Source organism: Paenibacillus sp. JQZ6Y-1, assembly GCF_040719145.1.
Taxonomy (GTDB): domain Bacteria; phylum Bacillota; class Bacilli; order Paenibacillales; family Paenibacillaceae; genus Saccharibacillus; species Saccharibacillus kandeliae.
The window spans coordinates 1-26,253 of the sequence record NZ_JBFDUZ010000004.1; the positions used below are offsets into that span (position 1 = coordinate 1).

The following is a 26,253-nucleotide window of genomic DNA, read 5'->3' on the forward strand; positions in this document are numbered from 1 at the left end:
TTGCCAAGGCGAGGGTCGCGGGTTCGATTCCCGTCGTCCGCTCCATTTGCGCCCTTAGCTCAGCTGGATAGAGCGTTTGACTACGAATCAAAAGGTCAGGAGTTCGAATCTCTTAGGGCGCGCCATTTTATTTTAACGGGATGTAGCTCAGCTTGGTAGAGCACCTGGTTTGGGACCAGGGGGTCGCATGTTCAAATCGTGTCATCCCGATTGTATAGAAGAATACGGAACATCAAACACCTTTATGAAAAGAAGAGTGGCTGTGTAGACAGTCTCCTTTCTCATAAAGGTGTTTTTTTAAGTTTATATATTGAGTTTATATAGATTGTATTTATAGTGAATGATGGCTTATAGATTTGATATGTCTTAGGGGGTTAGTTTTGGATGGTGTCATTTGGGATTCAATTGATCTTAGATGGTCATAAATACCTTGAAAACGCGAACCTGATTACTTGAATTTCTGTATTGTTCTTAGTAAGCGTTTACATGATAATGTGGATATTCGGCTAAACGATTATACATGGTTTAACCAAACAGATATTCATCAAAGGGGATGAACACAGATGGTGGTAAAGACAGGCAAACTTTTATCATTGGTAATGGCGGGAGCGTTGACGCTTGGATTGGCGGCTTGTGGAAATGGTGATTCAGGTAGCCAAGGCGCTAGCAGTACAGGTAGCGGCGCGAGCGGAGAGAAAGTGACAATCACTTTCCAAAATATTTATCCAGATCCAACTACACCGACGTACAAAATGATTCGTCAGATTGTGGATCAGTATCAGAAGGATCATCCGAATGTGGAGATTGCACTGGATACACTCAATACGGATCAACAAAAGCTGAAATTGAAAACACAAGCAGCTTCACGTGAGATTCCAGATATTACGATTGTGAATCCGGCTGCACAAATGAAGCCGTATGTAGATGCTGGTTTGCTGGCACCATTGGACGATATTCTCGACCAAGATGGCCTTCGTGATACATATCAAAAGGGCCTGCTCGATTATTACAGTAAGGACAACAAAGTGTACGCACTGCCGGATGGAAATAATATCGAGGTAGGTTACTACAACAAAGCGCTGTTTGAAAAAGCAGGCATCGCTGCACCACCGACTACATTTGACGAGCTGCTTCAGGATGTTACAAAGCTGAAAGCGGCAGGGATTACACCAATTGCCATTGGTGAGAAGGATTCTTGGACTGGTTCATTCTTGTTCATGAATATCTTGCTGCGTACGAACGGCGGTCCGGGCTTCCTGCAGGATGTGGCAGACGGTAAGAAGACGTTTAACGATCCTGCTTTTGTCGAAGCAGTAGAAGCATTTGAGAAGCTGGTACAGGCGGGAGCATTCCCAGATGGTGCTACTTCGATTGATGCGACAGCAGGCGGTAACATGTTCCGTACGGGTCAAGCAGCGATGTTCTTTATCGGAACGTGGGAGACAGGGGCGAATGATTCGTCTACTGTTGGTAAGGATGTAGGAGTCTTCAAGTTCCCAACAGTGAATGGAAAAGGCGATCCAGATCAATACATGCTGGCACCGGGTAGTGCGTTTGCAGTATCGGCAAACAGTGAGCACTTGGCAGAAACGAAGGATTTCCTGAAGTACTTTGCAACGCAGTATCCGAAAGTATCGTTTGAGCTGAAAAATGCGGTAGGTATTGGTCAGAAAGTGGATGGAGACTTTAAAGCAGCGGGTTACTCTCCACTGGCGATTGAAGTACTGGATCTGTTCAAAAATATCAAGGGCGGCGACCTTTCGTTTGATAATACGATGAATCCAGCAGTATCGCAGGTGCATCTGAGCAGCATTCAGAACCTGTTTGTACAGCCGGTTGATCCGAAGCAGGTAGCAGAGGAGCATCAAGCAGCATTGGAAGCGAACCCGAACTGATGAAATGATCACAGGTAGCATGTTTGCATGTCGATCATATGGATGGAATGCGGAAACGAATGCTAACTAGTGGGAGCGGCTCAGTAGGGACAAGGATGTTAATGTCATTCGCTGACTTCAAAATCGTTGACTTGAAAAGTTCTTGTTGCAGCTTGGGCAGTGACTTGGCAAACGAATAGGCGCAAGTGGAAAAGAGGACAGGGGCGCCGGTTGCGTCCCTGTCATTTTTAAGAGTTCGATCGGAATCGTTTTGCGATTTCACTACTGAATATTATGAAAAATTGTGCTAGTAATTAGCAATGATACAGAAAAAAGGAGGGGGAGAAGCCATGAATGTACTCAAGGTGCCAGCGCGGACGATTGCGGTGTTTGTGTTGCCTTGTTTGTTGTTGTATATCGGGACGGTGTTTGTACCGATTTTGGTTTCTTTTTATACAGCGACACTGGATTGGAATGGAATTGGGGATGCGAAGTTTGTAGGGCTGGCGAACTTCCATACGCTGCTGTTTGCGGATAATAACTTTTGGCCATCGGTAAAGCGGACGGTGATGTATGCGGTCTTCTCGATCATCGAGATTCCGTTTTGTCTGTTGTTTGCGATTTTGTTAAATCGGTATGTGCGTAAGGGGAATCGACTGGTGACGATTTATTTTGTACCGGTTATTCTGTCCAATGTTATTCTTGGTCAGCTGTGGAAAACAATCTACAATCCAACCTCTATGGGGGGGATGTTGAACGGGATTCTAATACAGCTGGGATTGGAAAATTGGACGCATAGCTGGCTGACTGAGCCGGCGTATGCGATGTATGCTTTGTATTTTGTATCGTTGTGGCAGTACTTTGGCTATCATCTGTTGATTCAGTTTACTGGGGTGCAGAATATTCCAGATGAGATTTATGAAGCGGCGAAGATTGATGGCGCGGAAGGCTTTAAGGCAGATCGGTATATTACGTTCCCAATGATTGTGCCTATTTTCAAAATCTCAATCGTATTGGCGTTTATCGGTTCGCTGCAAGCGTTTGAGTTGGTTATGGTTATGACGGGCGGTGGACCTGCACATGCTACTGACACGATTGCGACGCATATGTACAATATGTCGTTCCTGTCTCAGAAGTATGGATATGGTAGTGCAGTGGCGACGTTCCTCGTTATCTTCTGTCTGATTATTACGGTAGTGATTAACTTTGTCTTTAACCGGATTGAACGTAAAGTGACCTAAGGGGAGGAGCATATACGATGTTAAAAGTGAAAAAAGGTTTTGTATATCTGCTCTTCGCCATTCTGGTCGTTACGCAGATTTATCCGTTGTTCTGGCTGCTCATGTACTCGCTGAAAACGAATGAGGAAATTTTGAGCGGCAGTTTCTTTTCTTTTCCGAAGATTCCGCAGTGGCATAACTATGCGGAAGCATACACGTCGGGTAGTTACCTCAAGTATCTGGGCAACAGTGTGCTGGTGACGGGTGTGACGTTGATTGCGGTCATTTTGCTGAGTGCGATGACGGCGTATGCGATCTCACGCTTTAGATGGAAATATGGGCCGTATGTGCTGCTGCTGTTTTTGCTTGGGATGATGATTCCGATGCAGGCGACGCTGCTGCCGCTGATGATTATTTTCAAAAATCTGCATCTGCTGGATACGCGTTGGGCGATTATTATTCCGTATACGGCGTTTGCGCTACCGATTGCGGTGTTTATCCTGAGTGGGTTCATGCGGGCGATCCCGACGGATATTGAAGAGTCTGCGTTTATTGATGGGGCGAGTGTGTATCGGATTTTCCGTAGTATTATTCTACCGATCTCGATGCCGCCGGTGATGACAGTGTGTATTTTGACCTTTATCAATATCTGGAATGAGTATATCGTGGCGGCTACGTTTATCTCGTCAGAGAATCTCAAGACGCTGCCGTTCGGGGTGTACACGTTTGTCAGCCAGTATTCGGTCAATTACGGTAATATCGGGGCGTTTCTGATTATGGGGGCGTTGCCGGTTATTATTATCTACTTTATCCTGTCCGAGCGGATTACGAAGGGTATGGTTGCCGGAGCAGTCAAAGGATAAGTGTGGAGCAAGCGACAGGTAATGGATAGGTGCGGTAGAGATTCGATAGCAATGCAGTGTAAGTACGATATAAGTATGATATAAGTATGATATGAGTACAGTATAAGCACTGTATGAGCAAGATATTACAGTATAAGTGCAGCAGAAGTAGAGGGTGGGTTGCAGTTGAAAAGAAGCAATGGATGGAAGTTCACTCTGCCTACTCTCGTATTTTTTCAGAATAACAAAAATAACAGAGAAATATATTGTACTAAAGTAGGACGTCTATTTTGTGCAGATGGCAGTGTGGTTGTTTGATGAAAATGTAAGCACAATTATATATTATTTTGTAAAATAAACCCTCTATCTTCATGCGATCTGGTATGATTTGGAGACGAGGGGATATGTTGTGGGCGACAGTATGCGGAGCAGGGGAAATAGGCTTCTGCTACTGTCGTTGTTTCATTTGAAGACGGTGTAGCTTGTTGCAAGGAGGCTATACGTAGCGGTTTATGGGGGAGGGGCTGGTATGCCGCGCAGATTTCGGTCGATTCATCATCGGTTATTTGTGCTATTTCTGGTTTGTATGACGGCGATTCTATTGATTGTGACGGTTTTGTTTTATAACCGGACAACTACACAGTTTCATGATAAGTTGGGCGAGATTGCCCGTAAAAATGTATCGCAAACGGCAGGGCTGCTGGATTTGCTGCTTGCCAGCTATGACAGTTTGTCCAAGTCGATCAGTACGAATGCAGATATTGTGCGGCTTGTAGCGGAGAAGCGGGTTTTGCCGCCACAAGTAGAGTATGTGAATCAGCACAATATTACGAATATGATGGGCGCGATTTATTTTTCCCGTGACGATCTCGTTGGGATTCATATTATCGGGGAAAACGGTAAAATCTACGATTATGGCAATTATACGACGGTGCCTGATCCTAATTATGCTTCCTCTGACTGGTACAAGCAGATTAACGCATCAACAGGCAAAATGGTCTGGCTCGGTGTGTTCTCGCATTCGCTAATCGATACGATGGAGGATTCACCAGTGTTTGCATTTGGGCGCCCGATCTTCGATCTGAATGAGCAGCATCAGATTGGGATTGTGTTGTTTGAAGCGAAGGCAGATACGGTCGTTGCTGCGGTCAACAATCTGAAGCTGGGACCGAACAGCAAGGTGAATATCGTGAATGGGGCAGGACAGCCAGTAGCCGTTTCATTGGAACCGAACCCGCAGCCTACACGTTTACCAGAGCATCTGGAGCTGCCGGATATTCCGGGTGAAGTCACGGTTCGGCAGGATGGCAGTACGCTAGTGGCGGCTTCGAAGCTCGACAAGATCGATTGGACGATTGTGAGTATGACACCATCGCAGGATCTGAATGTGGAGTTGGCACAGACAAAGCGGTATTTGCTCATTGTGGTCACGATTTTGCTACTGTTTTCGGCGCTAGTGGCGTTGATTGTGTCGCGGACGATTTCTTCACCGCTGGGTCGGCTGGTGCGGCAGATGAAGCAGGTGGAAAACGGGAATTTCCATGGGATGGTCAATGTGACGTCGTATGAGGAGATTAATGGGCTGGTGGATTCGTTTAACCATATGGTTCGGCGCGTGGAGGAGCTGATTGAACGTGTGAAGCTGTCCACGGTGAGTGAGAAAAATGCTGAGCTACATGCCCTTCAATCGCAGGTGAACCCGCATTTTCTATATAACACGCTGGATATGATCTACTGGATGCTGGATGAAAAGGGCAATGATCGACTGGGTGAGGTGGTGCTGTCGTTATCGCAAATGTTTCGGTACAGCAGCCACTGGGAAGGTAATGCTGAGGTGACGCTGCGTGAGGAAGTGGAGCAGATTCGGCACTATTTGACCATTATTCAGATGCGGTTGGAGGATCGGCTGACGGTGGAGATTGCTATTGATGACCGCTGGCTGGATCTGATCGTGCCGAAAATGCTATTGCAGCCAGTGATCGAAAATGCGGTCAAGCATGGATTGGAGGCACAGCGGGAGCAAGGGCATTTGCTGGTGAAGGCAGTGCCTGACGAGAAATATCTTAATATCCGCGTGCAGGATAACGGGGCAGGTATGACACCGGAGACGCTGAATCGGTTGCGTCGTTCTCTACATGTATCGGATCAGGCACAGAGTCAGTCTGTTAAAGAGGGTACGCCGGAGATGAAGATTCGGCAGGGGATTGGCATGCAAAATGTGCATCAACGGCTGAAATATATGTTTGGCGAGCTATACGGGATTGGCATCGAGAGCAGCCCGGGGCAGGGGACGACAGTAACGCTACGATTGCCTTTACCAGTAGAATGGTCAACGCCGTGGTTGGCATTGGAGCATACGGATGCTGGTCAGGTAAACGAGGACGATCACGCTGAGCAAAGCCGTATTGGTGCAATGGATTATGACGATCCAGATCGACCGGATCATGCTGACATAGTGGATAGTGATGGAAAAGTGGAACGAAGCACTGGAACAGCAGCGGCAAGCCATGTGGAATCTGTTCAAACAGGCGAGAACCAGTCAGCCACAGCAGACAAGCAACAAGATCGGAAATATCATGAAGGAGGACAGGATCATGCATATTTTGATCACCGACGATGAGAATTTTATACGGGAGGGCATTAAGCGGACGATCTGTAATGCCTTTCCACAATATCATGTTCATCTGGCGGCATCAGCGGAGGAAGCGGTAGAGCTGATGAGTCGCTATCGGATGGATGTGGTGCTGACAGATATTTTGATGCCCGGTATTAATGGGCTAGAGCTGATGCGCATCTCTCGCAAGAAGCAGCCGCAGGCAAAATGGGTGGTGATCTCGGCGCATTCCGAATTCAGCTATGCGCAGCAGGCAGTGCATCTGGGCGCACGCGATTACCTGCTCAAGCCAATCGGTAAAGCGAAGCTGACGGAGCTGATGCAGACGCTGACGGCAGAGATTATGCAGGAGCGTAATCATGTGCAGGAGGAGGAAACGCTGCGCGAAGGGCTGAATTATTTGCGCGAAGCAGCATTTCAACGGTTAGCGGCAGGATTAAGTGTAGGCAAGCTCAGCTTGGAGCAATTGCTGGACGATTACCCAGAATATTATCTGATCTCTGCCGAGCTGGAACAGGGCAGCGCTAATGGTCCGCTGGAGCATTTTATCGTGGAAAATGTACTGACTGAGCTGATACAGGAGTATGGGCGCGGCTTTGTAGTGAGTTTGGATCGGCATAGCTTGTTGGCGCTCGTATCACTGCGTGCAGATGCGTGTATGGATGAATTACAGGAGCGTACAACAGAGCAGCTACAGCGTTGCTTGAAAATGCAGCCCTTTTACACGGTACATTCCGGTCCTCATCATGGATTTGAACAGATGGCGGAGGACGTAAAGCGACTTCGTCACCGCGCGCCTGTCACGGCATATGAACAGCCAGAAGGCAAAGGAAGCGATACCGCGATTCGGATGGCACTGCAATATATTCAGGCGCATTTTCAGGAGGAGTTATCACTGGAAAAAGTGGCGGCGGTGGTGTTTTTGAATCCGGTGTATTTTAGCCAGCTGTTCAAGCAAAAAACGGGGCAGGGATATAAGGAATATGTGATCTCGCTGCGTCTGGATCAGGCGCGTGAGCTGCTGCTGAATCCGCATCTGCGGCTGGTGGATATTGCGGAGCAGATTGGGTATGGCAGTGTGCGGCATTTTACACAGGTATTTCGTAAGAAGTATATGCTCACGCCAACAGAGTATCGGCAGCAGCAACATGTGCTGGAGCATTAATGGAACAGAGATAAGCGGTGTGGAAGCGACATAGCAGAGGTGCTGGTCATCTTTTAGGAATAGATAAAAGAAATACACTCATCCTGTGGCGATGTGCCGAGGATGAGTGTATTTGTTGTGTGATCGAGAAACGCATATACTTGCTCATGCGAAAGATGCGAAAGATGCGAAAGATGCGAAAGATGCGAAAGATGCGAAAGATGCGAAAGATGCGAAAGATGCGAAAGATGCGAAAGATGCGAAAGATGCGAAAGATGCGAAAGGATGGCGGGTATAAGGGGTTGAGATTCGGTTAGTATGCCAATCCGACTCGATACCCGATATAACGATCATCCTTCAATTGCTGATACGTAACATAAGCGGTATCTCCGGTGGACACTTGCGTACCGCCTTCGGGTAACAGCTCTCGTTCCACTCGGTAGCCGCCTGTATATTCGCCATCTGGCAAATAGGTAGGGCAGACGATAGTCCATTGTAGCGACGATTGGTGCAGCCATTCGTATACTTTGCGATGCTCTTCAGCGGCGCGGGTACTGCGCTGACGAGATTCGGTCGTTTCATAGCGGTATCGATCGGCAGCAGTACGACTCTGCAAAATGCCTGCTGTACCGATGGTGATCAGTCGAGCAATGGATTGCTGCTGCATGATAGGGATCAAGGCGTTCATCGTAACAGTCAGCGCATCGGATTTATCGGTACCAATGGCGCTTATAACGGCATCTGTTCCATGCAAAGTAGCAAACAGGTGGTTACTGTCACGCGTATCGCCAGTTAAAATATGCAGCCGTGCATCTGAGCGACGTACCCCAACGGTATCAGGCTGTATGCTCTCTATCTGATCGGCAAAAGAAGGCGACAACCGCTCCATTTCGCCACGAATCGGCACGCCCTGCTGATCCAGCGAAGGAATGTCGGTCGTAAACAGCTGTTCCTGCAACCGTTCGGGCGAACGTACTAGCACGGTGACATCATGTCCGGTACGCAGCAAATACTGCAAAATAAGCCGACCAGTACGACCTGTGGCACCGAGTAAAGCAATCTTCATGTTCCATTCCTCCTGCGAAATGCGTATGGCACATCCGTATTGTGCGTATCCGTATAGGAAGCCATCTTGGTTCTGTTGCGCATTCACTCGCTATCATGCAGCGAAGAACATTAAGAGCGAAATGATTATTCTGCGTCCTGCCAATGCTGCTCGCAAAACGCTGCTAGTTCAACCTCTTCCTCGTCTTCCAGATCAAATTCGAGCAAACGGTCTGTTCCTTTTTCCACTAGATCGTAAGTGACCAGCTTGCCTTGTCCGTCCTCTACTCGATAAACGGCACGAATATAGACACCATTCGGCGTGTACAAATCATCCTCTGCATCCACATCCAGATCGATTCTAAACTCATAACGCTTGCCCGCTAAAATGCCAAATGGATCACGAATCCATTCCACCTGATAACTTGTCATATCCATAGCTATATACCTCCTGCGCAGACGATGCTGCACTTATATCCTAATGTATGTGCACAGGCGCGCATAATGAGCCGCGTAGTGCCTGCTCTATTATACCATGGTTGTAAACAGGGGATGAAGTTGGATATGCAAATGCTGCTAGGCAGAACAAATGCCCAGACTCTCTGTTATCGAAAGTCTGGGCATGGATTGAGATTGAGGGATGATATATGATGATGCGCTTGGATACATTTACGTTTTTATAGGATAGTCTGCAAGTTCCATATACGATCATTCGCATATGATCTAGGTTAACTGCCATATGGCTCCAAACTGCGAAGTGTCATCGTTTCACGGGCAATGTCCAGAAAATCGTCAAAGCTGCGGCATTGCTGCAATCGTGCAAACAGCGGCTCTTGACGGATTAGCTCGACAAATAGATCGTAAATACCCATTGCTTGCTCGTAATCCTCTTTGCAAATGGACAGCATGAAAATCGCTTGTACACGGTTCTCGTCATCCCATTGCAGCGGCTCATCCAACAGACACACATAGACGGCGGTACGAGTCGAACTTAGCTCCAATGGATGCGGGATTGCCATGCCTTGACCAAGTGCAGTGGATGCCATCTGCTCGCGCTCCAATACAGCTGGCAAAAAGTTCGACGTTACAATACCCTTTTCCAACAGATGCTCGCTCAATTGCCGCAGCAGCGTGAACTTGTCAGTCGCTGATGGCAGTCGGACAAAGCAATCTGGTTGAAAGTAGCGCAGGCATGAGTTTTCCTCCTGCTGATCGCTTGTACGCACTAGCCGTGTAATGGATGCCATATCGCGGTCGGATGGAATAGGAGCGACAACGGTGGTCGGTTTGTTTTTCTGCTGCGGTAGACGGATGGTGGAGATGACCATATCTTCACGGATCGTGGACATCTGCTCATATTCGCGCAGCGATACGACCCGCGTCACATCCAACTCGGCAAATAGGGAACGCAGCCGTGATTCTAGAATACGAGCGGTGCCATAACCGGAGCCACACACAAGCAGAACGGTTTTGCGACGGCTGTAAGGAATATGGTACTTGCGTTCTAAGGCTGCACCAAAGTGAAGTGCCAGATAACCAATCTCATTGTCGTTAATATCGTAGGGAAATAGAGTTTGCAGCTGTTTGACAGCACCGATGGTAATCTCGTAAGCAAGTGGATAATGGCGACGAATATGTGCTAACAGAGGATTACGCATATTCATCCCATGCTGCAAACGGATCATCATCGGCTTCAAATGAGCATATAGATCGCGTGGCAATCGTTCGTCGTCGCGCAGATCGTACGCATACCGTTCATGAATATAGTCCAGCATTTGCTTTACTGCCAGCAGCAAACGGTCGGATTGTAGCTCCTGCCACTGCTCACTGGTCATACATTTGCTGGCGATATGCAGCTGTATATAGTACTGCTCGCCCGGTGGACATTGCAGTTCATATTGCTGTTCCAGCTCCCGCAGCAGTCCATTCACCAGCTCCTCATGATGATCCGCAGGCGGCATCTCGTCAAACGATTCTAGCCCATGCCCAGCACGAATACGCAAAATCATTACTGCCAGATGGGTGATCAGATCCTTGAGTGCGAGGTCTGCCATCTGCACATGATGGTTCTGCAAATGAGCGGTCACCAGCTTATGCAACTGACGCAGGTCTACAGGCTGTAGCAAATGCTCCTGCTCTGTTGACCAGTCAGACCAGCCGTGTTCTTCATCACGGGTATCGGCGTATTCTGCTAGACAGTAGCGAATATGAGTCTCTGAACCGGATAATCGGATTCCGTGTGCTGGCTTGATGGATAGCTGTAGACTGTACTTTTCGATGATCTGACGCAATATTTTTAGATCATTGTTCATGGTAGCGCGACTAATGAACAGCGAATCGGCGAGGTCTTCCATGCGCATATAGTCATTGGCATTGAGCAGGGTGAATAGCTCATATCGGATGCGTTCTTCCGGTGTGTCCGGCAGTACAGGCTCGGTTGCTGCTTCTTCGGCAGATTCGCCGCATAACCGTGCATATTGGTGTTCATCATCCACGACGATCAGATGACCTTGATTGCGCTGTGATTCTAGATGAGCGCCACCGTTTTGAAGCAGCTCGTTCAGCTTTTTCAGATCATCGCGGATGGTGCGTTCGGTGACATCCAGCATCTCGGCAAGTGCGCGGGTTGTCCAGCCTTGTTCGCGGGCAGAGCTATCGCGCAGAAGCAGGAACAGCTTTTTCAATCGACGGTATGGAAATGACATATGGCATCAGACCTCCTTTCCGATAGGCTGTTAAGGATTACGTAATAACGTTCGTTTATACATTATTCAAAAGTAAGTTGTTGTATATTGTAGCTTACTACTCAGCCAATATACAAATTCGCTGAGGCTGTATATCGACTGAAGCAGGATGGTATAGGCTGAATGCTGAATGGAAATTCCCCGTCCTGTTATGGGAATGCTGCATACTGATCGCTAACCTATTATTGAACGGTAGTTGATCGCTTTGCCAGAATGGTTTGCAGTTTGGCATGACTCAATTCCGGCAATTGCACCACATTGGAATCAGAAGTAGAGGTAGACGGAATCGGTGCTCCGGGAATCGGCTGTTCCTGTAAGCTAGTCAAACAAATGTCCACAGGTACGGTAAATTGCAATGACGCTTGAGCTGACTTGTGTACATATGGATTGAAGGTGCGCACAATGTAGCCATCCTCGTGTTCTGCCTTTTTAAAAGCGCTCAGTATGGCGTCGGATTCCGGTGTAAATGACATCAGGCTGTAGCTTGGTGGCAGTACACGGTCTTCGTCACGGAAGGCGAAGATTAGGCGACCATTCAGGAAATCGCACAGCTGATAGCTGCTAAATGGCGTCAAATACTCGCGCGCCGCCTTAGCAATATGGGCGTCGTCAAAGCTGGATTCATGCACATGCAGGGCAAAGGTAAAGGACAGCTTGCCCAGTAGCTGAGCGTCTGGTGTTTCTACGATCTTCTCACCTGAGGCACGACCGGGGCGATACAGCAGATTTTCTTTGCCCATATAGCCAAAGGTACGGAACAAGGTGAGAGCGATGGTCGTGTAATCCTCGCCGACAATCTCGTATTCGCGTACACCCTCGGTCATAACCATCATGCCGTGCGTACCATCATTCAGCCCGGCATAGCTCTGCATCGCTTCGATGGTAATCGGCTTCTCCTGCCACTGCTCGGCTTCCCAAATTGCTGCTTCTGGTAGCGAGGTAGGACGCTGAATCACACCGAAGGGTTGGTCAGCAATCGACAATTGGGAAGAGATGCCCGTATCGAACAGTACACGCAGCCGATGACTGAGAACATGATTATCCACGTCCACAGCAAAGCGGATCAGCTTCTCCCCACGACGTAGACTGATGTGAGCCTCAATGGGAAGTGTGCCCGTGCAGATTCCACTCGCACGCTCTTCCAGATTCGCAGGCACGCTCAAGTTATACCGTAACTTCAACTCCTGCGAGACAGGGGTGATCGTCGTGGTTACCTGCACACCGCTACCGCGCGACGAAACGATCAGATCCAGCTCTGGTGGCGAGTAATTATACGAATCGCCATCATCACCATTGTCCTGAAATACCATCTGATCGGTATACAGACGTGCGGATGCTTTGTCCGTAATAGAGAGCGCTCCATTCGATTGGACTACGATGATGAAATGTTCATTTTCAATGATGGTATCATTACTGCGCTGGTTATGTGTATGCTCACTTAGCGCTTGCTCACTACAATCAAATACAATCTGTGTGTAGCCCATCGCTGGGACTTCGCTTAAATCGACCAGCAGCGTGGCACGGAATACGCGCTCCGGCATATACACCTTGCGGCTTGGATTCAGATCGATATGCTGACCGAGCACATAGTCGGTTTGCTCAATCTTCTCGACAATCGCATAGTCCAGTATATTGCCTTGCAAATCGCGGATAACGAACGGCTTTTCGGGCAAATAGGCATCCAGCTCAGTAACACCAGAACGCGGATAAGGCAATGTATTGAATACGGTAAAAGCGAATGTCTCCTCCTGCTGAATGTGCGAAGCAATCAGACGCATATGCAGATCGAGCAGATTGGTCGCAATATCGTGCGCCTGCTTGTAGCGGAAAGCGACATCGCGGTTGGTCGTATCGCTATTGCAACCGCCAATACTATCGTGAGCGGCATTTTCAAACATAAGCTTCCAAATGTCTTCCACAATGCGGTGCGGATAGTCGTTGCCAAGCGAATGGCTAATCGCCAATACAGGCTCCAGCGTATTCACGATTAAATTCTCAATCGTATTGTTCAGCTGTTTCAGATCGGCACGGGTGGAGAAGATGGATTTGTGAATGCGCATATGCTTGGCTTCCATTAGTTCGCCGCGTAGTATGGGCAGTTCCACTTGCTGACTTGCCTGTTCCGCCTGCTGCATAAAACGCTCCGGTTCGTCGATGACATACTCATGTTGATTGTCCAACTCATTAAAACGACGCACCAGCTGTGGCAGATTCTGACGTACCGGCGCTTGGTCAAAGCCATTTGGAAAGTACAGGTGGGGGATGGAGGCTTTGTTTTCCAAGGCGGAAATCTGGCGGTTCAAATAGGTTGCCAGTTCCTCTTCCTCCTCAGGAATATTGCCACCGTAATAATAGCCGAATGGCATCTGCACAGCGAATACGGTACTGCCATCCGAGCCTTCCCATGTAAATTCGGTATGGGGATTCGTATTGTCAGCGACACCACGCCAGAACAGGAAATGCTGGATGCCGAATTCGCGATAAATCTGCGGCATCTGAGCGGATTGACCAAACGCGTCCGGCACATAGCCTACTTTCATGGCATGACCATAGCGATTGGCGGTTTCCATGCCGTAGTATAGATTGCGCACGATGGACTCTCCCGAAATGACTAGCTGATCGGTCTGTGTATACCAAGGTCCTGTCATCAGGCGACGGTCGGTAACGAGGCGGCGAATCCGTTCCTCGTCTTCGGGGCACCAGCGGATATAATCATCCAGCAGCGACCCTTGCGCGTCGAGCAGATAATAGTGGAAACCATCAATCTGCTCCAAGGCGTGCAGCACTTCTTTGACATGCTTGACCAGATACACTTTGGAGCGGGAGGTGGTAAAGTACCATTCCCGATCCCAGTGTGTATGCGGAATCACGTGAACTGTACTTTGTGTATTGGCAGCAGAATGGTTGTCCGGTGTGGACTGTGCAGTATGGGCTGTTGTGTTGGGGGTATTGCTAGTAGTATGGTTCATCTCTATATGCTCCCTCCGGTAAATCAGGTTGTAAGACAGGACGGCAGAACGAATGTGAGATCAGTCGAAAACCAGTTCGATTTCTTCACCGTTATGCTTCACGGATGCGTCGCGAGTTGCGGTTTTCTTTTCCTCTTCATCTTTGAAATTGACCAGCATTGTGCCTGCTGCGACAATCAGTGCACCGACGATGCCGCCAGCGAGATAAGCGATAGGCGTACCGACCGAGATCGCGCCATACAATCCACCGATCGGCGGCATGATAACGTGGGCGCCAAGCAGTGCAGTCAATGCGGCACCAGCGGCACAGGCGATCATATTGATCGGAATCATTTTTGCTGGATTGCGCAGTGTAAAGGGAATCGCCCCTTCGGTAATGCCGATAATACCCATAATGACGGAGCCTTTGCCAGCTTCGCGGAAGGTCTGCGAGAAGCGGCTGCGCATGAGCAATGTTGCCAGACCGTAACCGAGCGGCGGAATACAGATCGCGATATTAATGAAAATATTCGGCAGATATACGCCAGACAGAAACAGAGCGTTACCCGCCATCCAAGCGGCTTTGTTGACTGGACCGCCAAGATCAAAGCCGATCATCGCACCGAGAATAATCGCCAGCAGTACGGCATTCGTGCCGCTCTGACTCATGTGCTGAATCCAGCCGACCAGAAACGTGTTCACAGCACTAAGCGGACCGCCGAGGATCACCGCCATTAGAATACCAGTCAATCCAACCGTAATGAGCGGCAGGATGATCAGTGGAACAGAACCAGCAGCTGCGCCGGTGATTTTGACCTTCTTTTTCACCCAAAGCGTGATATATCCGGCAAAGAAACCGGAGATCAGCGCGCCGAGAAAACCAGCGTTGGTTTGCTGGGCAAGTACACCGCCGATGAGACCAGCAGCGAGTGCAGGCTTGTCTCCGATGGAATAGGCGATATACGCAGACAGTACAATCGTCAGCAGACCGATGCCGCTCCAGCCGACATTTTCAACGAGGTACAGAATGTGCAAGAATCCGCTTCCATCTTTGTACGGACTGAAATCGGTAATGCCCATAGACAGACCGATAATTTTACAAACGGCAACGATTAACGAGCCAGCGATAATGACGGGTAGCAAATAAGAGATACCTGTCATGAGATGCGTTTTTGCTTCACTAAGCCACTTTTTCATCGGACTCTCTCCTCATAAGGAAGATATATCCCCGGCGAACCGGGGCGCATGGATATTATTGACGCGAAGATACGGCTTCGACAGCTTTGGTCAGTACGGCTTCTGCATTGTTGACGGCATGACCAATCTTCACACGGACAATTTGCTTGCCATCAAAGCGCTCCATATCCTTGATTGTCTGGTCAGAAGCGATAAGCACAAAATGAGCATCTGCAATATCAGTAGTCGATAATTCGTTAATCTGTCCCATTGCGCCCTGCTGCTCTACCTTGATGTCGTAACCGAGCTGTTGTGCTGCTTTTTCCAATGCTTTGGCTGCCATAGGGGTGTGTGCCAGACCTGCAATACATGAAGTAACGCCTACGATTTTCATTATGATACCAGTCCTTCCGCAGATTGATGAAGCAAGCCGTATACATCGTCCGGCTGCTTGGCTTGCGCCATGGAAGCTTTGAATGAGTCTTCTAATAATAAGGTTGCTAATGAGGAAATGATTTGTAGATGCGACATGTCTACTTGTTCCTTAGGCACTAGAATGGCAAATACGTACCGAACCGGCTGTCCGTCATGGGATTCCCAGTCGATCGTCTGCGCCAGTCGGATGATCAGCACCGCTGGTTGCTGGACGGCTGCACTCTGAGTGTGGGGGATCGCAAATTGATCCTGTAAGCCAGTGGAGTAGACATGTTCCCGCTCCCACAGATCGTGAATGATCTGCTCCGGCTCTGACGTAATCTGGAGCTGCGCCGCACGATCTGCGATAAATTCAAATACCGCTTGTTTGCTCGGTAACGGCTGGTCTAGGTAGATATGTTCTCTGGTAATCATGGATGTCTCTCCTCCTTTCGGTGAAGCTCTCTGTATGTGATGGTAAGTAGGGTGTGGTGTGATTTTTCATTAAGATAAGCGCTTACAAGATCATTGTAGACGATGACGAGGAAGGGTTTAATCTATAAAATTTCCGTTACTTGCGGAAATGGATTGTCAGAATCAATGATATAATCTTTGTATACTACATAAAAAAGGGGTTCAATAGAATGAAGAAGTTTGTATTAGCAAGTGTAGCGTTTATCCTATTCTTATCCATGAGTGGTATATTGATTCCGTCTCATGCGTCTGCAGCAGCCACTCCGTCTTATCGGCTATATGTGGATCAGGTTCAACTGAATACCAAGTCCAAATCTGTACCTATTGTACAAAATGGAACGATGATGGTTCCAATGCAAACTGTATTTACTGCGCTTGGTTATACGACAATCATCCGATCCAATGTATGGAGTATGAAAAATGATGAAGGTCGTTCGATTGTACTCACTATCAACAGTAAAACGGCAAAGGTAAATGGCAGCAAAAAAGCCTTGCTAACCGCTCCGCAAAAAATAAGCGGAACCGCCTATATTTCAATGAAATCGCTTGGTCAGATTACGGATAAAACATTTGGTATCGACAACATCCGCTCTGCAGTCTGGCTTGGTGAAAAGCCGATCTTAAATTCGTTTGACGGTTTGTGGGGAGCGACAACAGAACAAGTAAAGTCTAGTGTGGATTATGGGACATTTGTTGAACAATCCTCCAACAATGACGTAACCATTATGAAATACACAGATACCATTGATGAAATTCCACTTACACTCTATCTTATTTTCTATAAGGATGCGTTGATACGGATTGTAGGAGATGGGGATGTATCATCATACAGTGCTGCTGATCCTTACCATGTGGCTACTATGCTTGGAGTTTATATGGGAGCAAAAGATGAGCTCAGTCTTGATTTAGGGAAAGCTACAAGCGATCGATCCTTTAAAGAACCGCAAGGAAATGAACAATTCACACGTCTAGTTTATTCGATGCAGTATCGGTCTTTTCAATATAAAACAGAATGGAAAGATCGGCATACAGCGGCTGCAATGCAATTGTCCTGTGATGGTTCCAGCTATGCGCTGAGAATCACAATTACAGACGCATCCGCAGACAGTACAGTACTTCGTGTATTGGATGAAACGTTGTGATACACAACAAACCCATAGCATATACGGATAAAGCAATGGGTAGGGAATGATACGTAATGATACGTAATGGCACTAGAGAACAGCGTGTCAAACAAACGGATAACAACCGTGCAGTGCAACAGAGTGAATTATAGCTGTTGCACTGCTTTTTGTAGATGACTTCCACTGACAAATTACAAGTACACCTGCGTCAGTCGATGTACTGCTTCCTCTACAGAAACTGCTACTTCCACACCTTCCGCCAGATCGCGCAGCTTCACTTGCTCAGCACGTACTTCATCTTCACCAATCAGTACCACAAAACGAATCCCACGCGTATACAGGCTATTCAGCAGCTTGCCCAGCTTGCGTCCGCTGGTATCGGTAACCGCGGAAATACCAGCAGCACGCAATAAGCCACTGGTGCGGACAGCTTCCACCAGCGTTCCGCCAATCGGTATAACTGCCACATGAATAGGGGCAGAGTTCCGTAGCATAGCTTCCGCCTGAGGCTGCTGACGATATAGTTCCATTACCGATTCCAATCCAAACGATAATCCGACCGCGGGCAATTCCAATTCTGGATCGCCGGACAGCTTGCCGATCATGCCGTCATATCGTCCGCCACTGCCAAGGCTAGATGAGTATTGACCTGTTGCATCGAAAATCTCGTATACGGTTCCGGTGTAAAAGGACAATCCTCGCGACAGAAATAGATCGAATACGCACACCTGATCCATGTCCAATCCCATCAGTAATTGCTGCAATTGCAGCGCTTTTTGGCATCCCGGTAGATTCTCCAAGTTGTAGGCAGCAGCAAGAGCAAGGAGCGTTAATTGCTGCGGATCACGGTCGATTAGCTCCATCAGACGAGACGTTGCGGCTTCGTTCAGACCTTTGCCCTTTAACTCGGCAGCTACATCTGCGCGGGAGATTTTCGCCAATTTATCCAGTGTTAGCATGACCGAGGAGAGCAGTATTTCCGGTACATCTAGCGCGGTGAGTACCTCTGCCAGCAGGCGACGATTGTTCCAGCGAAGGATCACCGGAATGTCCAATCGGTTAAACGACTGCATCGCCAGCTGGAACAGCTCCAATTCGGCTTCGGGTCCAGCGATACCGACGACATCGGCGTCGCATTGCCAAAATTCACGCAGTCGTCCGCGCTTGGTGGGACCGTCACGAAACACTTTGCCCATTTCAAAGCGGCGGTACGGCAGGCGCAGACTGGGGTTCAATGTCAGCAAACGCGCCAGCGGCATCGTCAGATCATAACGCAATCCAAGCTCACGACCGCGTTGATCGCTCAACTGATAGATTTCTTTGGTGATCTCCTCACCGCCGCCGTATTTGGAGGTGAGCCATTCCAATTCGCTGAGTACAGACGTCTCCGCTTCCTCATAACCGAAACAGTAAAATTGCTGCTCTAGCAGATTGCGAATGTATCTGCGCAGCCGTTGTTCGCCGCCAGTGTAATCGGATGTGCCTTTGACATTTTGCATGGATAAGGTTTGCATGGGAATCTCTCCTTCGGGATTGTTAGAATGTGCCGATTCAGCCGTATCAAACAAAAAACGCGCAGGACCTCTTGGTCCTGCGCGTTTCATATCCCGCAGGGAGGCCAACGCGAAAAGCGCTAGCCACCCTGTTGTATAACTCAACAGTTTGGCTAACGCCTATGAAAATGATACAGCTTTCCGGTCAGACCGATGGAAGAGACTGCGTATGATGGAATCATTAACGATGGGTCAAGACGACAAATGATAGTCTCCGCTTGTTGCATAATACAATCTCCTCCTTCGATCCTTGTAGTCGGAAGCAGAGGGCTTCCGTTTGAATTATTAGCCATTATATGCCCGTCATTCGCAAAATGCAAGACCGGATTTGCGGACCATAGTTCATGTCGCGGAATAATGATAAGCTGATATATCACATGCAGATGAACAGAAATCACTTATTTTAGCCATTCCATTTGTAGCTGCTGGTGCTTGTTAAACAGACTAGGCGCAATGAGCAGACCGAGCAGAATACTAGTAACAATGGCGGACGTCATCAAGGTAAATACGATGAGAAGCTGGAAGCGCACTGCCGTAATCGGATCGGCTCCGGCGATAATCTGGCCGGTCATCATGCCGGGTAGCTGTACGAGTCCAATCGTCTTTTGTCCGTCGATAGTTGGGATCATGCTAGAGCGAATAGCGCTTTTCAGTACTGGCAAAATCGCCTGCCTTGGCGTGGCTCCGAGCGATAGCATCACCTGAATCTCGCGTTGCCGCAGGCTCACCTCGGAGCGCAGACGGCTGATCAGCAGACTGCCGAGTACCATCGAATTACCGATAATCATGCCGCTGATCGGAATGATATAGCGTGCCGTTGCCGGGATGATGCCAAGTCCAAGCATGATCGCCTGTGTTAGCAACTCCACAATGACGAATGTGGCGAATACTTTGATGGCAAATCTGGGTAGTCGTTTGCCCTTACTGGCGACATTTGCAGCCGCTACACCGATCATTAGCAGCACGAATAATGCCACCACCCACAGCTGCTGCAAGCCGAAGATCATATTTAAAATATAGCCGATCACAATGAGCTGCACGGCGGCGCGCAGCATCGCGATCATGACATCCTTTTCCAAACCGAGCTTGAAAGAGCGCGACAGAACGACCGCAAGCAATACAAACGACAGCGAAAAGCTTAGCGCAAGAATACTCATGGAGTAGGGTTCTCCTGTGCAGATAAGATAAACTGTCGTGCCGCCTCTGTCTGCGGATTGGATAGCATCTTGTCAGTACTGCCTGTTTCGACAAGCTGACCTTGTTCCAGATACCAGATCTGCTGTCCCATGCGCCTTGCCTGTTCCAGATGGTGCGTTACCCAGATCAGAGTAGTACCCTTTTCACGATTCAGCTGCATCAGTAATTGCTCGATATGCTGGACAGAGGAATGATCAAGCGCGGAGGTGATCTCATCCAGCAGCAGGATTTCTGGTTGATTGACAAGGGTGCGTATCAGTGCAACGCGCTGTTTTTGCCCGCCAGATAGCTCGCTTGCTTGCCGCTCTAGCAAATCAGCGGACAGACCAACACGCTCCAGCCATTGTACCGGATCGTCTGTTGGTATCTGGTGCAAACGGCTAGCAGTCAGGATGTTATCGCGTACCGTGCCGGGCAGCATCGGTGAATCCTGAAACACCATGCCTACGGTTCGCCGCAGCTTGTTCATTTGCCAATCATGAATCGGTTTGCCTTGCACCCATACCTCGCCTTCATCGGCGGTGAGAAGCAGATTGCATAGCGACAGTAGCGTGCTTTTGCCGGAGCCGGAAGGACCGATCAGCATCGTGATGCTGCCTTGCTGAATCTTGCCGCTGATGTTATTCAAAATGAGTGCAGGCGGTTGGTCTGTCGATGTGGGAAAGGATTTATATACTTGTTTCCATTCAATGGCGGCAGTGTCAAAGGAAGTTAATGACATGGCAGTATGCTCTCATGTTTCATTGTATGTAGCCCTCGTTTCTCGTTCGATAGGGTAGTCGATCCTAGCAGAATCGTTCATATTATACCATCGCAGAAAGGAGTGAGGGAGCATGGGAATGGTTCTCTCATGGCTGCGTTCATAGCACTTGTGTAAAAGGAAGTGCATTTGTATAATGGGCATACTTACAGGAGGGGATTACATGTCATTTTCCATCGTGATTTTTCAGGGACCTAGCGCTTCGGGGAAAAGTACGCTACAAGCGCGACTTGGCTTGCCCAAGATCGTCACATGGACGTCGCGCACGCCCAGAGCAGGCGAGCAGGATGGGGTGGATTATCACTTCGCCACACGCGAGCAGATGGAGGTCATGAACCGTCAGGGCTTGATGCTGGAAATTAGCGAATATCGCGGCAATTTGTACGGAACGGCACGAAGCTCACTAGATGAAGCAGTACATCATCACCAGCCGCGTTCCAGCGTGATGGATGCACCGGGAGCGGCGCTGGTGAAAAAGCAGTTGGGCGACAAGGCGCTGCTCATCGGTGTTAGTGCTAGCCGCCAACAGCTAGCGCAGCGGTTATTTGACCGCAAGGTGAGCGTGGAGGAGCAGCAGCTACGACTGGCTTCATTTGACGAGGAGATTGCGGCGCTCTCCCAATGCGATGTCGTGATTCGCAATGGGGAAGGGCAGTTGCGGACGGCGGAGCGTATTGTGGATTATATTCGTGCCGGGATTGTGGCGCACTGAATACATTCGTGGAGAATATCGAAGCGATAGACGGAAACACGTATAAAAGTCATTTGGTTCACTGTTGATAAAATGACGTAAAAAAGTAAATGTGGATAAAACATATAAGTATTGATATGGAATGCAAACTATGGCAATACAGCGTTCAAACCAAACAACCGATTGTTCCGTAACAGGAATGATCGGTTGTTTGGTTTATGAATGTGGATCATTAATATGCGTAGTAAACTCAATACAGATGAAGCCACATATACGTATTGTATTCTTCTACGTGTTGTAGACATTTTTTACATCTATAACTGCTTCGTTCACTAATGACTATTTCCGCTGGCTACGCTCCTGAAGCTCTAGCAAAATCGCTGCCATATCCAGCTCGCCTTTACCATGCTCCTTCGCATCCGCAAACGTCCGGTCGGCGGCTGCGGCGAGGGGCAGATCGACGCCATCGCGACGTGCTTCGTCCATCAGCAGACCGAGGTCTTTGGATAGCAGGCTAATCATGAATGCGGATGGGAATTCCTCTTGCAGCAGGGAATCTTTTTTTGCATTCAGCATCGGTGTAGCGACAGCCGATTGACCGATCATTTCGATCAACTGCTCGCGTTTCAAACCAGCGTGTTCCCCAATCACGAGCGCTTCGGCAATCCCCTGCATCGTAATACCAAGCATCAGATTAATCGACAGCTTGGCAGAACTGCCTGCGCCCACATCGCCAAAATGAATCGTATGCTTGCCCAGCACATCAAAATACGGCTGACAATGCTGCACCGCTTCTGCCGTACCGCCCGCCAGAATAACGAGCTGTCCCTGCTGCGCAGGTGCGACCGAACCGGATACCGGAGCATCAAGATAGATAGCGCCCTTTTGCTGAACCGATTGGGCAAACTCCCGCGCTTCGCCCGGGCTAATCGTACTCATATTGACGATATAACTACCCTTACGCACATGACTCAGAATGCCGTCATCGCCTTCCAGCACCTGCTGCACCGTATCGCCTTTGGTTAGCATAATGAAAATTACATCTGCTTCGGCTGCCGCTGCGCCCGGTGAAGAATGCAGGGTGGCTCCCGCCTGTTCCAGTGCTGCCGCTTTGTCAGCGGTGCGGTTGTAGACGTGTACCGAATACCCCGATTTTTGCAAATTTTGTGCCATCGGCAGCCCCATATGCCCGGTGCCAATCCATGCCAGATTGCTCATAATCAAAACTCCTTTTTCCATAAAATGGCGTTTCATCTTCAACGAATGGGTATACATGGTAGATAGAGGCAATGCGATGTTATTGAGATACGACAATCTACGCATTGGCTCCCAAACGTGTGTATTTAACAAACAACGTGGCTCTCGTCATTTATTTTACCTCATATACCTTACCCGTTTCACCAGACCTTGGTATCAGCGATTCGATACGAAGTAAGCTTAGTACCAAAATGGGAATATGACCGGAATGAATGAGTGCAATTTGACATTCGTACATAATGTAACTATTATTGTTACAGGAAGACGTTACATGTATACAAGTTGGAACCTATATACATCCCATATCACGAGGAGGCTATTTTTATGAAAATCGCAGTTATTGGAGCAACAGGTAAAGCAGGTTCTCTTATCGCCGAGGAAGCACTGAGCAGAGGTCACGAAGTGGTCGCTATTGTGCGCGACGCGAGCAAGGTACAAAATGACAAGCTGCATGTTGTAGAAAAAGAAGTCAACGATCTGACTGCCAGCGATCTGCAAGGCGTGGATGTACTGGTGAACGCATTCGGTACCCGTGACGCAGAACAGCACGTACCAGTAGGTCGTCACCTGATCGATATTTTGCAACAAAATCCAACCACTCGCCTGATCGTGGTCGGCGGTGCGGGTAGTCTGTATGTAGATGATGCACAAACGACGCGTCTGATCGACACACCGGACTTCCCAGATGCTTACAAACCGACTGCATCCAATCAAGGCAAAAATCTGGAAGACCTGAAGCAATCGTCTGGTATCCAATGGACATTCGTTAGCCCAGGCGCTTTCTTCGATCCAAACGGTCCACGCACTGGTTCCTATACGCTGGCAGGCGAGAAGCTGACCGTCAACAGTGAAGGCAACAGTTATTCCAGCTATGCTGACTATGCAATCGCCATCGTGGATGAAGCGGAAAAAGCAGCTCATGTGAACGAGCGTATTAGCGTCGTAACAGAAGCGAAGTAATCCTCAATTGTAAAGCGACACAGATCGGTTTCGAGCGTGCGCTTAGCGTATTGGTAATGGCTAGTTGAACCATTATGCAAAGATGTACCGAGAATCGAATGATCAAACGCCTTACCCATCATCAATTGGGTAAGGCGTTTTTTGTTTACAAAAAAGCTATATAAGTATATAAAAGATACCGTGTATTCTATTTTTGGTATAAAATGGATTTTTACAACGTTACATATTATGCTGAATCTATCGACAGTCTGTGACGTGTAAGCAAATACATGTTACCGATGCAAGTCGACGATGCAAGTTTGATGTCGGAGCGAACTAGACTATTCAATGACGAGATAAAGGAGGCTTCCTAATGAAAGTGCAACATCCACAATATGATCGTAGATTCCCGCCGGGACGAAATGGAAATGGTACACCACCACCGAAAATGAGTCCTCGATCAAAACGAAAACTGATTATAGTACTCATCCTGATTGCACTGCTGGTCGGTACGCCATATGGATATGTTCAATATAACAAATGGAGCTATGCGCAGCGGGTGACAAATTATCTTGTACAAGAACAGAATTATACTCTAGAGGATTTGCAGTCAGTAGAAGGGTTTTGGGGAGTGATGCTACCTAGCTTTTACGTGGATGTAGTGTTTGCGGATGAACCGAATATAACGTATGTGTACTTTGCTCATGATAAAATTCAACAGATGCAGCATCGACCGACTACCGGAGCAATTCGTGATCCCATTGGAACGACTCCACTCAAGCATATAGAAGACAATTGATTTGGTTCCTTTCCCAAATATCAACAATTCACATAAATACATAGCATTCCCTACCAAAAACGGATATAATGAAAAAAATAATTCCGATAAGAATTATAGGGAATGGTGAAGCGACATGGCAAAACATATCAAAGGGATGCCTTCGGTCAAAAAAGCGGTGTATGATCGCATCGCTGCGCAGCGCAATATTTCCAAGGCTGAAATTATGGAGCAATTTCAGTTGACGAGCAGCAGTCTAACGAGGTTGCTGGATGAAATGACGCGTGAGGGCTGGATTATGGAATCCGGCTTTGGGCAATCGACAGGTGGGCGACGTCCTATTTTATATCAAATCAATCCGGGGCATCGGTATATTCTGGGGCTAGATATTTCGCGGATTTATTCGGTGCTTGGTCTATACGATATGGAGATGCGACCATTGGAAATGGTACGCTGGAGCATGGATGAGCAGATGACGCCGCAGCGGCTGGTGGAGCATACGTCGCAGCAGATTGACGAGCTGCTGCTGCGTCATGAAATTCCCAAGCATCTCGTGCTTGGTCTAGGCGTAGGGGCGGTAGGTCCGCTCAGTCGGGAACAGGGGCGGATTCTGAATCCGCTATATTTTGCCGCGCCGGGCTGGAATGATGTGCCGCTACGCAGTTGGTTGGAGGAAGCGACCAAGCTGTTGGTCATTGTGGAAAATGGTGCGAATACAGCACTCACTGGTGAGCACTGGATGGTGCGTAGCGATAATATTCGGCATATGCTGTATGTGCACATCGGTACAGGTTTGCGTTCAGCGATGATGTCCAACGGGCGGATTGTACATGGAGCGGTCGATATGGAAGGCTCGATTGGGCAGATGATCATTCAGACGGATGGACCGCGGCTGCATGGCACGGGTAACTATGGCGCGTTGGAAGCTTTTGCATCGGTGCAGGCAGTGGAGCAGCAGGTACGCGCGCGTAGCAAGATGAGCCGTGAACAGTGGACGGGTGGTAATCTGGCATTGAAGCCGGAAGCGATTAATTTTGCGACCATTGTACAGGCGATGCAATCCGGTAATGAGTATGTGCGTGAGATTTTTGCGCAATCGGCGGCGTATATGGGCATTGGATTGGCGAATCTGATCAATGTGCTGCACCCTGAGCGGATTATTCTGGGCGGGGTGATGATCAGCGCGCATGATCTGTTTTACGATACGGCGATTGCTGTGGCAGAGCAAAATATTTATTATTCCGCGAGCTACCAGCCGGAGTTTTCCAAAGGCATTTTGCAGGAAACGGCGGTATCAACAGGTGCAGCGGTGATGGTGTGGAATGAGTATGAGCTGTAAGTTGGCATGTACTTGTAGGTAAGCAAACTGTGTCCATCCAGCGATCTGTGGCAATACAGCGAGACAAGTATTTCCTCAGCGATGCGTGGCGACACAGCGAGACAAGTGATTCGTCCAGTGA

At 48.5% G+C, this 26,253-nt stretch carries 22 protein-coding genes and 2 tRNA genes; 13 read left to right on the top strand and 11 right to left on the bottom strand.

Annotated elements, in window-relative coordinates:
• Nucleotides 1-48 precede the first annotated feature (48 nt).
• The 8 genes from ABXR35_RS18460 (at nt 49) to ABXR35_RS18495 (ending at nt 7,992) form a co-directional block, all read left to right on the top strand.
• Nucleotides 49-125, top strand: a tRNA-Arg gene (locus ABXR35_RS18460).
• Between the two features lie 11 nt (nt 126-136).
• Nucleotides 137-210, top strand: a tRNA-Pro gene (locus ABXR35_RS18465).
• A 353-nt stretch (nt 211-563) separates the two neighbouring features.
• Complete coding sequence (locus tag ABXR35_RS18470) at nt 564-1,895, top strand: sugar ABC transporter substrate-binding protein (protein ID WP_367063514.1); 1,332 nt, start codon at nt 564-566, stop codon at nt 1,893-1,895.
• 329 nt (nt 1,896-2,224) lie between these two features.
• Nucleotides 2,225-3,115 (top strand): carbohydrate ABC transporter permease, encoded by an 891-nt coding sequence (locus tag ABXR35_RS18475; protein ID WP_367063515.1) that lies wholly within the window; start codon nt 2,225-2,227, stop codon nt 3,113-3,115.
• A 17-nt stretch (nt 3,116-3,132) separates the two neighbouring features.
• Nucleotides 3,133-3,957 carry a carbohydrate ABC transporter permease gene (locus ABXR35_RS18480; RefSeq protein ID WP_367063516.1) on the top strand — a complete coding sequence of 275 codons (825 nt, stop codon included), beginning with the start codon at nt 3,133-3,135 and terminating at the stop codon, nt 3,955-3,957.
• Nucleotides 3,958-4,465: 508 nt separating this feature from the next.
• Nucleotides 4,466-6,556 carry a sensor histidine kinase gene (locus tag ABXR35_RS18485; protein ID WP_367063517.1) on the top strand — a complete coding sequence of 697 codons (2,091 nt, stop codon included), beginning with the start codon at nt 4,466-4,468 and terminating at the stop codon, nt 6,554-6,556.
• A complete protein-coding gene (locus tag ABXR35_RS18490) occupies nt 6,531-7,715 on the top strand; it encodes a response regulator (protein ID WP_367063518.1) in 1,185 nt (394 codons plus the stop codon). Before ABXR35_RS18485 ends, ABXR35_RS18490 begins: the two co-directional genes overlap by 26 nt.
• A 115-nt stretch (nt 7,716-7,830) precedes the next feature.
• Nucleotides 7,831-7,992, top strand: a complete 162-nt coding sequence (locus tag ABXR35_RS18495) for a hypothetical protein (protein ID WP_367063519.1) — start codon at nt 7,831-7,833, stop codon at nt 7,990-7,992.
• A 15-nt stretch (nt 7,993-8,007) separates the two neighbouring features.
• Here the strand turns inward: ABXR35_RS18495 and ABXR35_RS18500 are convergent, their stop codons facing one another.
• The 7 genes from ABXR35_RS18500 to ABXR35_RS18530 all read right to left on the bottom strand — a co-directional run bounded on the left by ABXR35_RS18500 (nt 8,008) and on the right by ABXR35_RS18530 (nt 16,455).
• Nucleotides 8,008-8,760, bottom strand: coding sequence for an NAD(P)-dependent oxidoreductase (locus tag ABXR35_RS18500; RefSeq protein WP_367063520.1), 753 nt, complete (start codon nt 8,758-8,760; stop codon nt 8,008-8,010).
• A gap of 125 nt (nt 8,761-8,885) precedes the next feature.
• A complete protein-coding gene (locus ABXR35_RS18505) occupies nt 8,886-9,176 on the bottom strand; it encodes a DUF6509 family protein (protein WP_367063521.1) in 291 nt (96 codons plus the stop codon).
• Between the two features lie 290 nt (nt 9,177-9,466).
• Nucleotides 9,467-11,443 (bottom strand): BglG family transcription antiterminator, encoded by a 1,977-nt coding sequence (locus tag ABXR35_RS18510; protein ID WP_367063522.1) that lies wholly within the window; start codon nt 11,441-11,443, stop codon nt 9,467-9,469.
• A 221-nt stretch (nt 11,444-11,664) separates the two neighbouring features.
• A complete protein-coding gene (gene mngB, locus ABXR35_RS18515) occupies nt 11,665-14,451 on the bottom strand; it encodes a mannosylglycerate hydrolase (protein ID WP_367063523.1) in 2,787 nt (928 codons plus the stop codon).
• A 60-nt stretch (nt 14,452-14,511) separates the two neighbouring features.
• Nucleotides 14,512-15,627 carry a PTS fructose transporter subunit IIC gene (locus ABXR35_RS18520; RefSeq protein WP_367063524.1) on the bottom strand — a complete coding sequence of 372 codons (1,116 nt, stop codon included), beginning with the start codon at nt 15,625-15,627 and terminating at the stop codon, nt 14,512-14,514.
• A gap of 55 nt (nt 15,628-15,682) precedes the next feature.
• Nucleotides 15,683-16,000 carry a PTS fructose transporter subunit IIB gene (locus tag ABXR35_RS18525; RefSeq protein ID WP_367063525.1) on the bottom strand — a complete coding sequence of 106 codons (318 nt, stop codon included), beginning with the start codon at nt 15,998-16,000 and terminating at the stop codon, nt 15,683-15,685.
• Nucleotides 16,000-16,455, bottom strand: coding sequence for a PTS sugar transporter subunit IIA (locus ABXR35_RS18530; protein WP_367063526.1), 456 nt, complete (start codon nt 16,453-16,455; stop codon nt 16,000-16,002). The genes ABXR35_RS18525 and ABXR35_RS18530 overlap by 1 nt, the downstream gene beginning before the upstream one ends.
• 257 nt (nt 16,456-16,712) lie before the next feature.
• Between ABXR35_RS18530 and ABXR35_RS18535 the strand changes: the two genes are divergently transcribed.
• The gene (locus ABXR35_RS18535; protein WP_436669391.1) at nt 16,713-17,636 is read left to right on the top strand and encodes a stalk domain-containing protein; all 924 of its coding nucleotides are present in this window, start codon (nt 16,713-16,715) and stop codon (nt 17,634-17,636) included.
• A 173-nt stretch (nt 17,637-17,809) separates the two neighbouring features.
• Here ABXR35_RS18535 and hisS read toward each other — a convergent pair whose 3' ends face one another.
• The 3 genes from hisS to ABXR35_RS18550 all read right to left on the bottom strand — a co-directional run bounded on the left by hisS (nt 17,810) and on the right by ABXR35_RS18550 (nt 21,089).
• Nucleotides 17,810-19,132, bottom strand: coding sequence for a histidine--tRNA ligase (hisS, locus tag ABXR35_RS18540; protein ID WP_367063527.1), 1,323 nt, complete (start codon nt 19,130-19,132; stop codon nt 17,810-17,812).
• A 437-nt stretch (nt 19,133-19,569) separates the two neighbouring features.
• Nucleotides 19,570-20,328 carry an ABC transporter permease gene (locus ABXR35_RS18545; protein WP_367063528.1) on the bottom strand — a complete coding sequence of 253 codons (759 nt, stop codon included), beginning with the start codon at nt 20,326-20,328 and terminating at the stop codon, nt 19,570-19,572.
• The gene (locus tag ABXR35_RS18550; RefSeq protein ID WP_367063529.1) at nt 20,325-21,089 is read right to left on the bottom strand and encodes an ABC transporter ATP-binding protein; all 765 of its coding nucleotides are present in this window, start codon (nt 21,087-21,089) and stop codon (nt 20,325-20,327) included. The genes ABXR35_RS18545 and ABXR35_RS18550 overlap by 4 nt, the downstream gene beginning before the upstream one ends.
• Before the next feature lie 202 nt (nt 21,090-21,291).
• Between ABXR35_RS18550 and ABXR35_RS18555 the strand changes: the two genes are divergently transcribed.
• A complete protein-coding gene (locus ABXR35_RS18555; RefSeq protein ID WP_367063530.1) occupies nt 21,292-21,840 on the top strand; it encodes a guanylate kinase in 549 nt (182 codons plus the stop codon).
• Nucleotides 21,841-22,158: 318 nt separating this feature from the next.
• Here ABXR35_RS18555 and ABXR35_RS18560 read toward each other — a convergent pair whose 3' ends face one another.
• Nucleotides 22,159-23,037: an NAD(P)-dependent oxidoreductase gene (locus ABXR35_RS18560; RefSeq protein ID WP_367063531.1), complete on the bottom strand. Its 879-nt coding sequence runs from the start codon at nt 23,035-23,037 to the stop codon at nt 22,159-22,161.
• Nucleotides 23,038-23,400: 363 nt separating this feature from the next.
• Between ABXR35_RS18560 and ABXR35_RS18565 the strand changes: the two genes are divergently transcribed.
• The 3 genes from ABXR35_RS18565 to ABXR35_RS18575 all read left to right on the top strand — a co-directional run bounded on the left by ABXR35_RS18565 (nt 23,401) and on the right by ABXR35_RS18575 (nt 26,132).
• Nucleotides 23,401-24,036: an NAD(P)-dependent oxidoreductase gene (locus tag ABXR35_RS18565; protein WP_367063532.1), complete on the top strand. Its 636-nt coding sequence runs from the start codon at nt 23,401-23,403 to the stop codon at nt 24,034-24,036.
• Nucleotides 24,037-24,388: 352 nt separating this feature from the next.
• Nucleotides 24,389-24,814 carry a DUF3139 domain-containing protein gene (locus ABXR35_RS18570; RefSeq protein ID WP_367063533.1) on the top strand — a complete coding sequence of 142 codons (426 nt, stop codon included), beginning with the start codon at nt 24,389-24,391 and terminating at the stop codon, nt 24,812-24,814.
• 115 nt (nt 24,815-24,929) lie between these two features.
• The gene (locus tag ABXR35_RS18575; RefSeq protein ID WP_367063534.1) at nt 24,930-26,132 is read left to right on the top strand and encodes an ROK family protein; all 1,203 of its coding nucleotides are present in this window, start codon (nt 24,930-24,932) and stop codon (nt 26,130-26,132) included.
• Nucleotides 26,133-26,253 lie beyond the last annotated feature (121 nt).

Bases quoted from the DNA above. Each gene is read 5' to 3' on its own strand.
- ABXR35_RS18470 (WP_367063514.1), top strand. From the start codon at position 564: ATGGTGGTAAAGACAGGCAAACTTTTATCATTGGTAATGGCGGGAGCG.
- ABXR35_RS18475 (WP_367063515.1), top strand. From the start codon at position 2,225: ATGAATGTACTCAAGGTGCCAGCGCGGACGATTGCGGTGTTTGTGTTG.
- ABXR35_RS18480 (WP_367063516.1), top strand. From the start codon at position 3,133: ATGTTAAAAGTGAAAAAAGGTTTTGTATATCTGCTCTTCGCCATTCTG.
- ABXR35_RS18485 (WP_367063517.1), top strand. From the start codon at position 4,466: ATGCCGCGCAGATTTCGGTCGATTCATCATCGGTTATTTGTGCTATTT.
- ABXR35_RS18490 (WP_367063518.1), top strand. From the start codon at position 6,531: ATGCATATTTTGATCACCGACGATGAGAATTTTATACGGGAGGGCATT.
- ABXR35_RS18500 (WP_367063520.1), bottom strand. From the start codon at position 8,760: ATGAAGATTGCTTTACTCGGTGCCACAGGTCGTACTGGTCGGCTTATT.
- ABXR35_RS18505 (WP_367063521.1), bottom strand. From the start codon at position 9,176: ATGGATATGACAAGTTATCAGGTGGAATGGATTCGTGATCCATTTGGC.
- ABXR35_RS18510 (WP_367063522.1), bottom strand. From the start codon at position 11,443: ATGTCATTTCCATACCGTCGATTGAAAAAGCTGTTCCTGCTTCTGCGC.
- mngB (WP_367063523.1), bottom strand. From the start codon at position 14,451: ATGAACCATACTACTAGCAATACCCCCAACACAACAGCCCATACTGCA.
- ABXR35_RS18520 (WP_367063524.1), bottom strand. From the start codon at position 15,627: ATGAAAAAGTGGCTTAGTGAAGCAAAAACGCATCTCATGACAGGTATC.
- ABXR35_RS18525 (WP_367063525.1), bottom strand. From the start codon at position 16,000: ATGAAAATCGTAGGCGTTACTTCATGTATTGCAGGTCTGGCACACACC.
- ABXR35_RS18530 (WP_367063526.1), bottom strand. From the start codon at position 16,455: ATGATTACCAGAGAACATATCTACCTAGACCAGCCGTTACCGAGCAAA.
- ABXR35_RS18535 (WP_436669391.1), top strand. From the start codon at position 16,713: ATGAGTGGTATATTGATTCCGTCTCATGCGTCTGCAGCAGCCACTCCG.
- hisS (WP_367063527.1), bottom strand. From the start codon at position 19,132: ATGCAAACCTTATCCATGCAAAATGTCAAAGGCACATCCGATTACACT.
- ABXR35_RS18545 (WP_367063528.1), bottom strand. From the start codon at position 20,328: ATGAGTATTCTTGCGCTAAGCTTTTCGCTGTCGTTTGTATTGCTTGCG.
- ABXR35_RS18550 (WP_367063529.1), bottom strand. From the start codon at position 21,089: ATGTCATTAACTTCCTTTGACACTGCCGCCATTGAATGGAAACAAGTA.
- ABXR35_RS18555 (WP_367063530.1), top strand. From the start codon at position 21,292: ATGTCATTTTCCATCGTGATTTTTCAGGGACCTAGCGCTTCGGGGAAA.
- ABXR35_RS18560 (WP_367063531.1), bottom strand. From the start codon at position 23,037: ATGAGCAATCTGGCATGGATTGGCACCGGGCATATGGGGCTGCCGATG.
- ABXR35_RS18565 (WP_367063532.1), top strand. From the start codon at position 23,401: ATGAAAATCGCAGTTATTGGAGCAACAGGTAAAGCAGGTTCTCTTATC.
- ABXR35_RS18570 (WP_367063533.1), top strand. From the start codon at position 24,389: ATGAAAGTGCAACATCCACAATATGATCGTAGATTCCCGCCGGGACGA.
- ABXR35_RS18575 (WP_367063534.1), top strand. From the start codon at position 24,930: ATGGCAAAACATATCAAAGGGATGCCTTCGGTCAAAAAAGCGGTGTAT.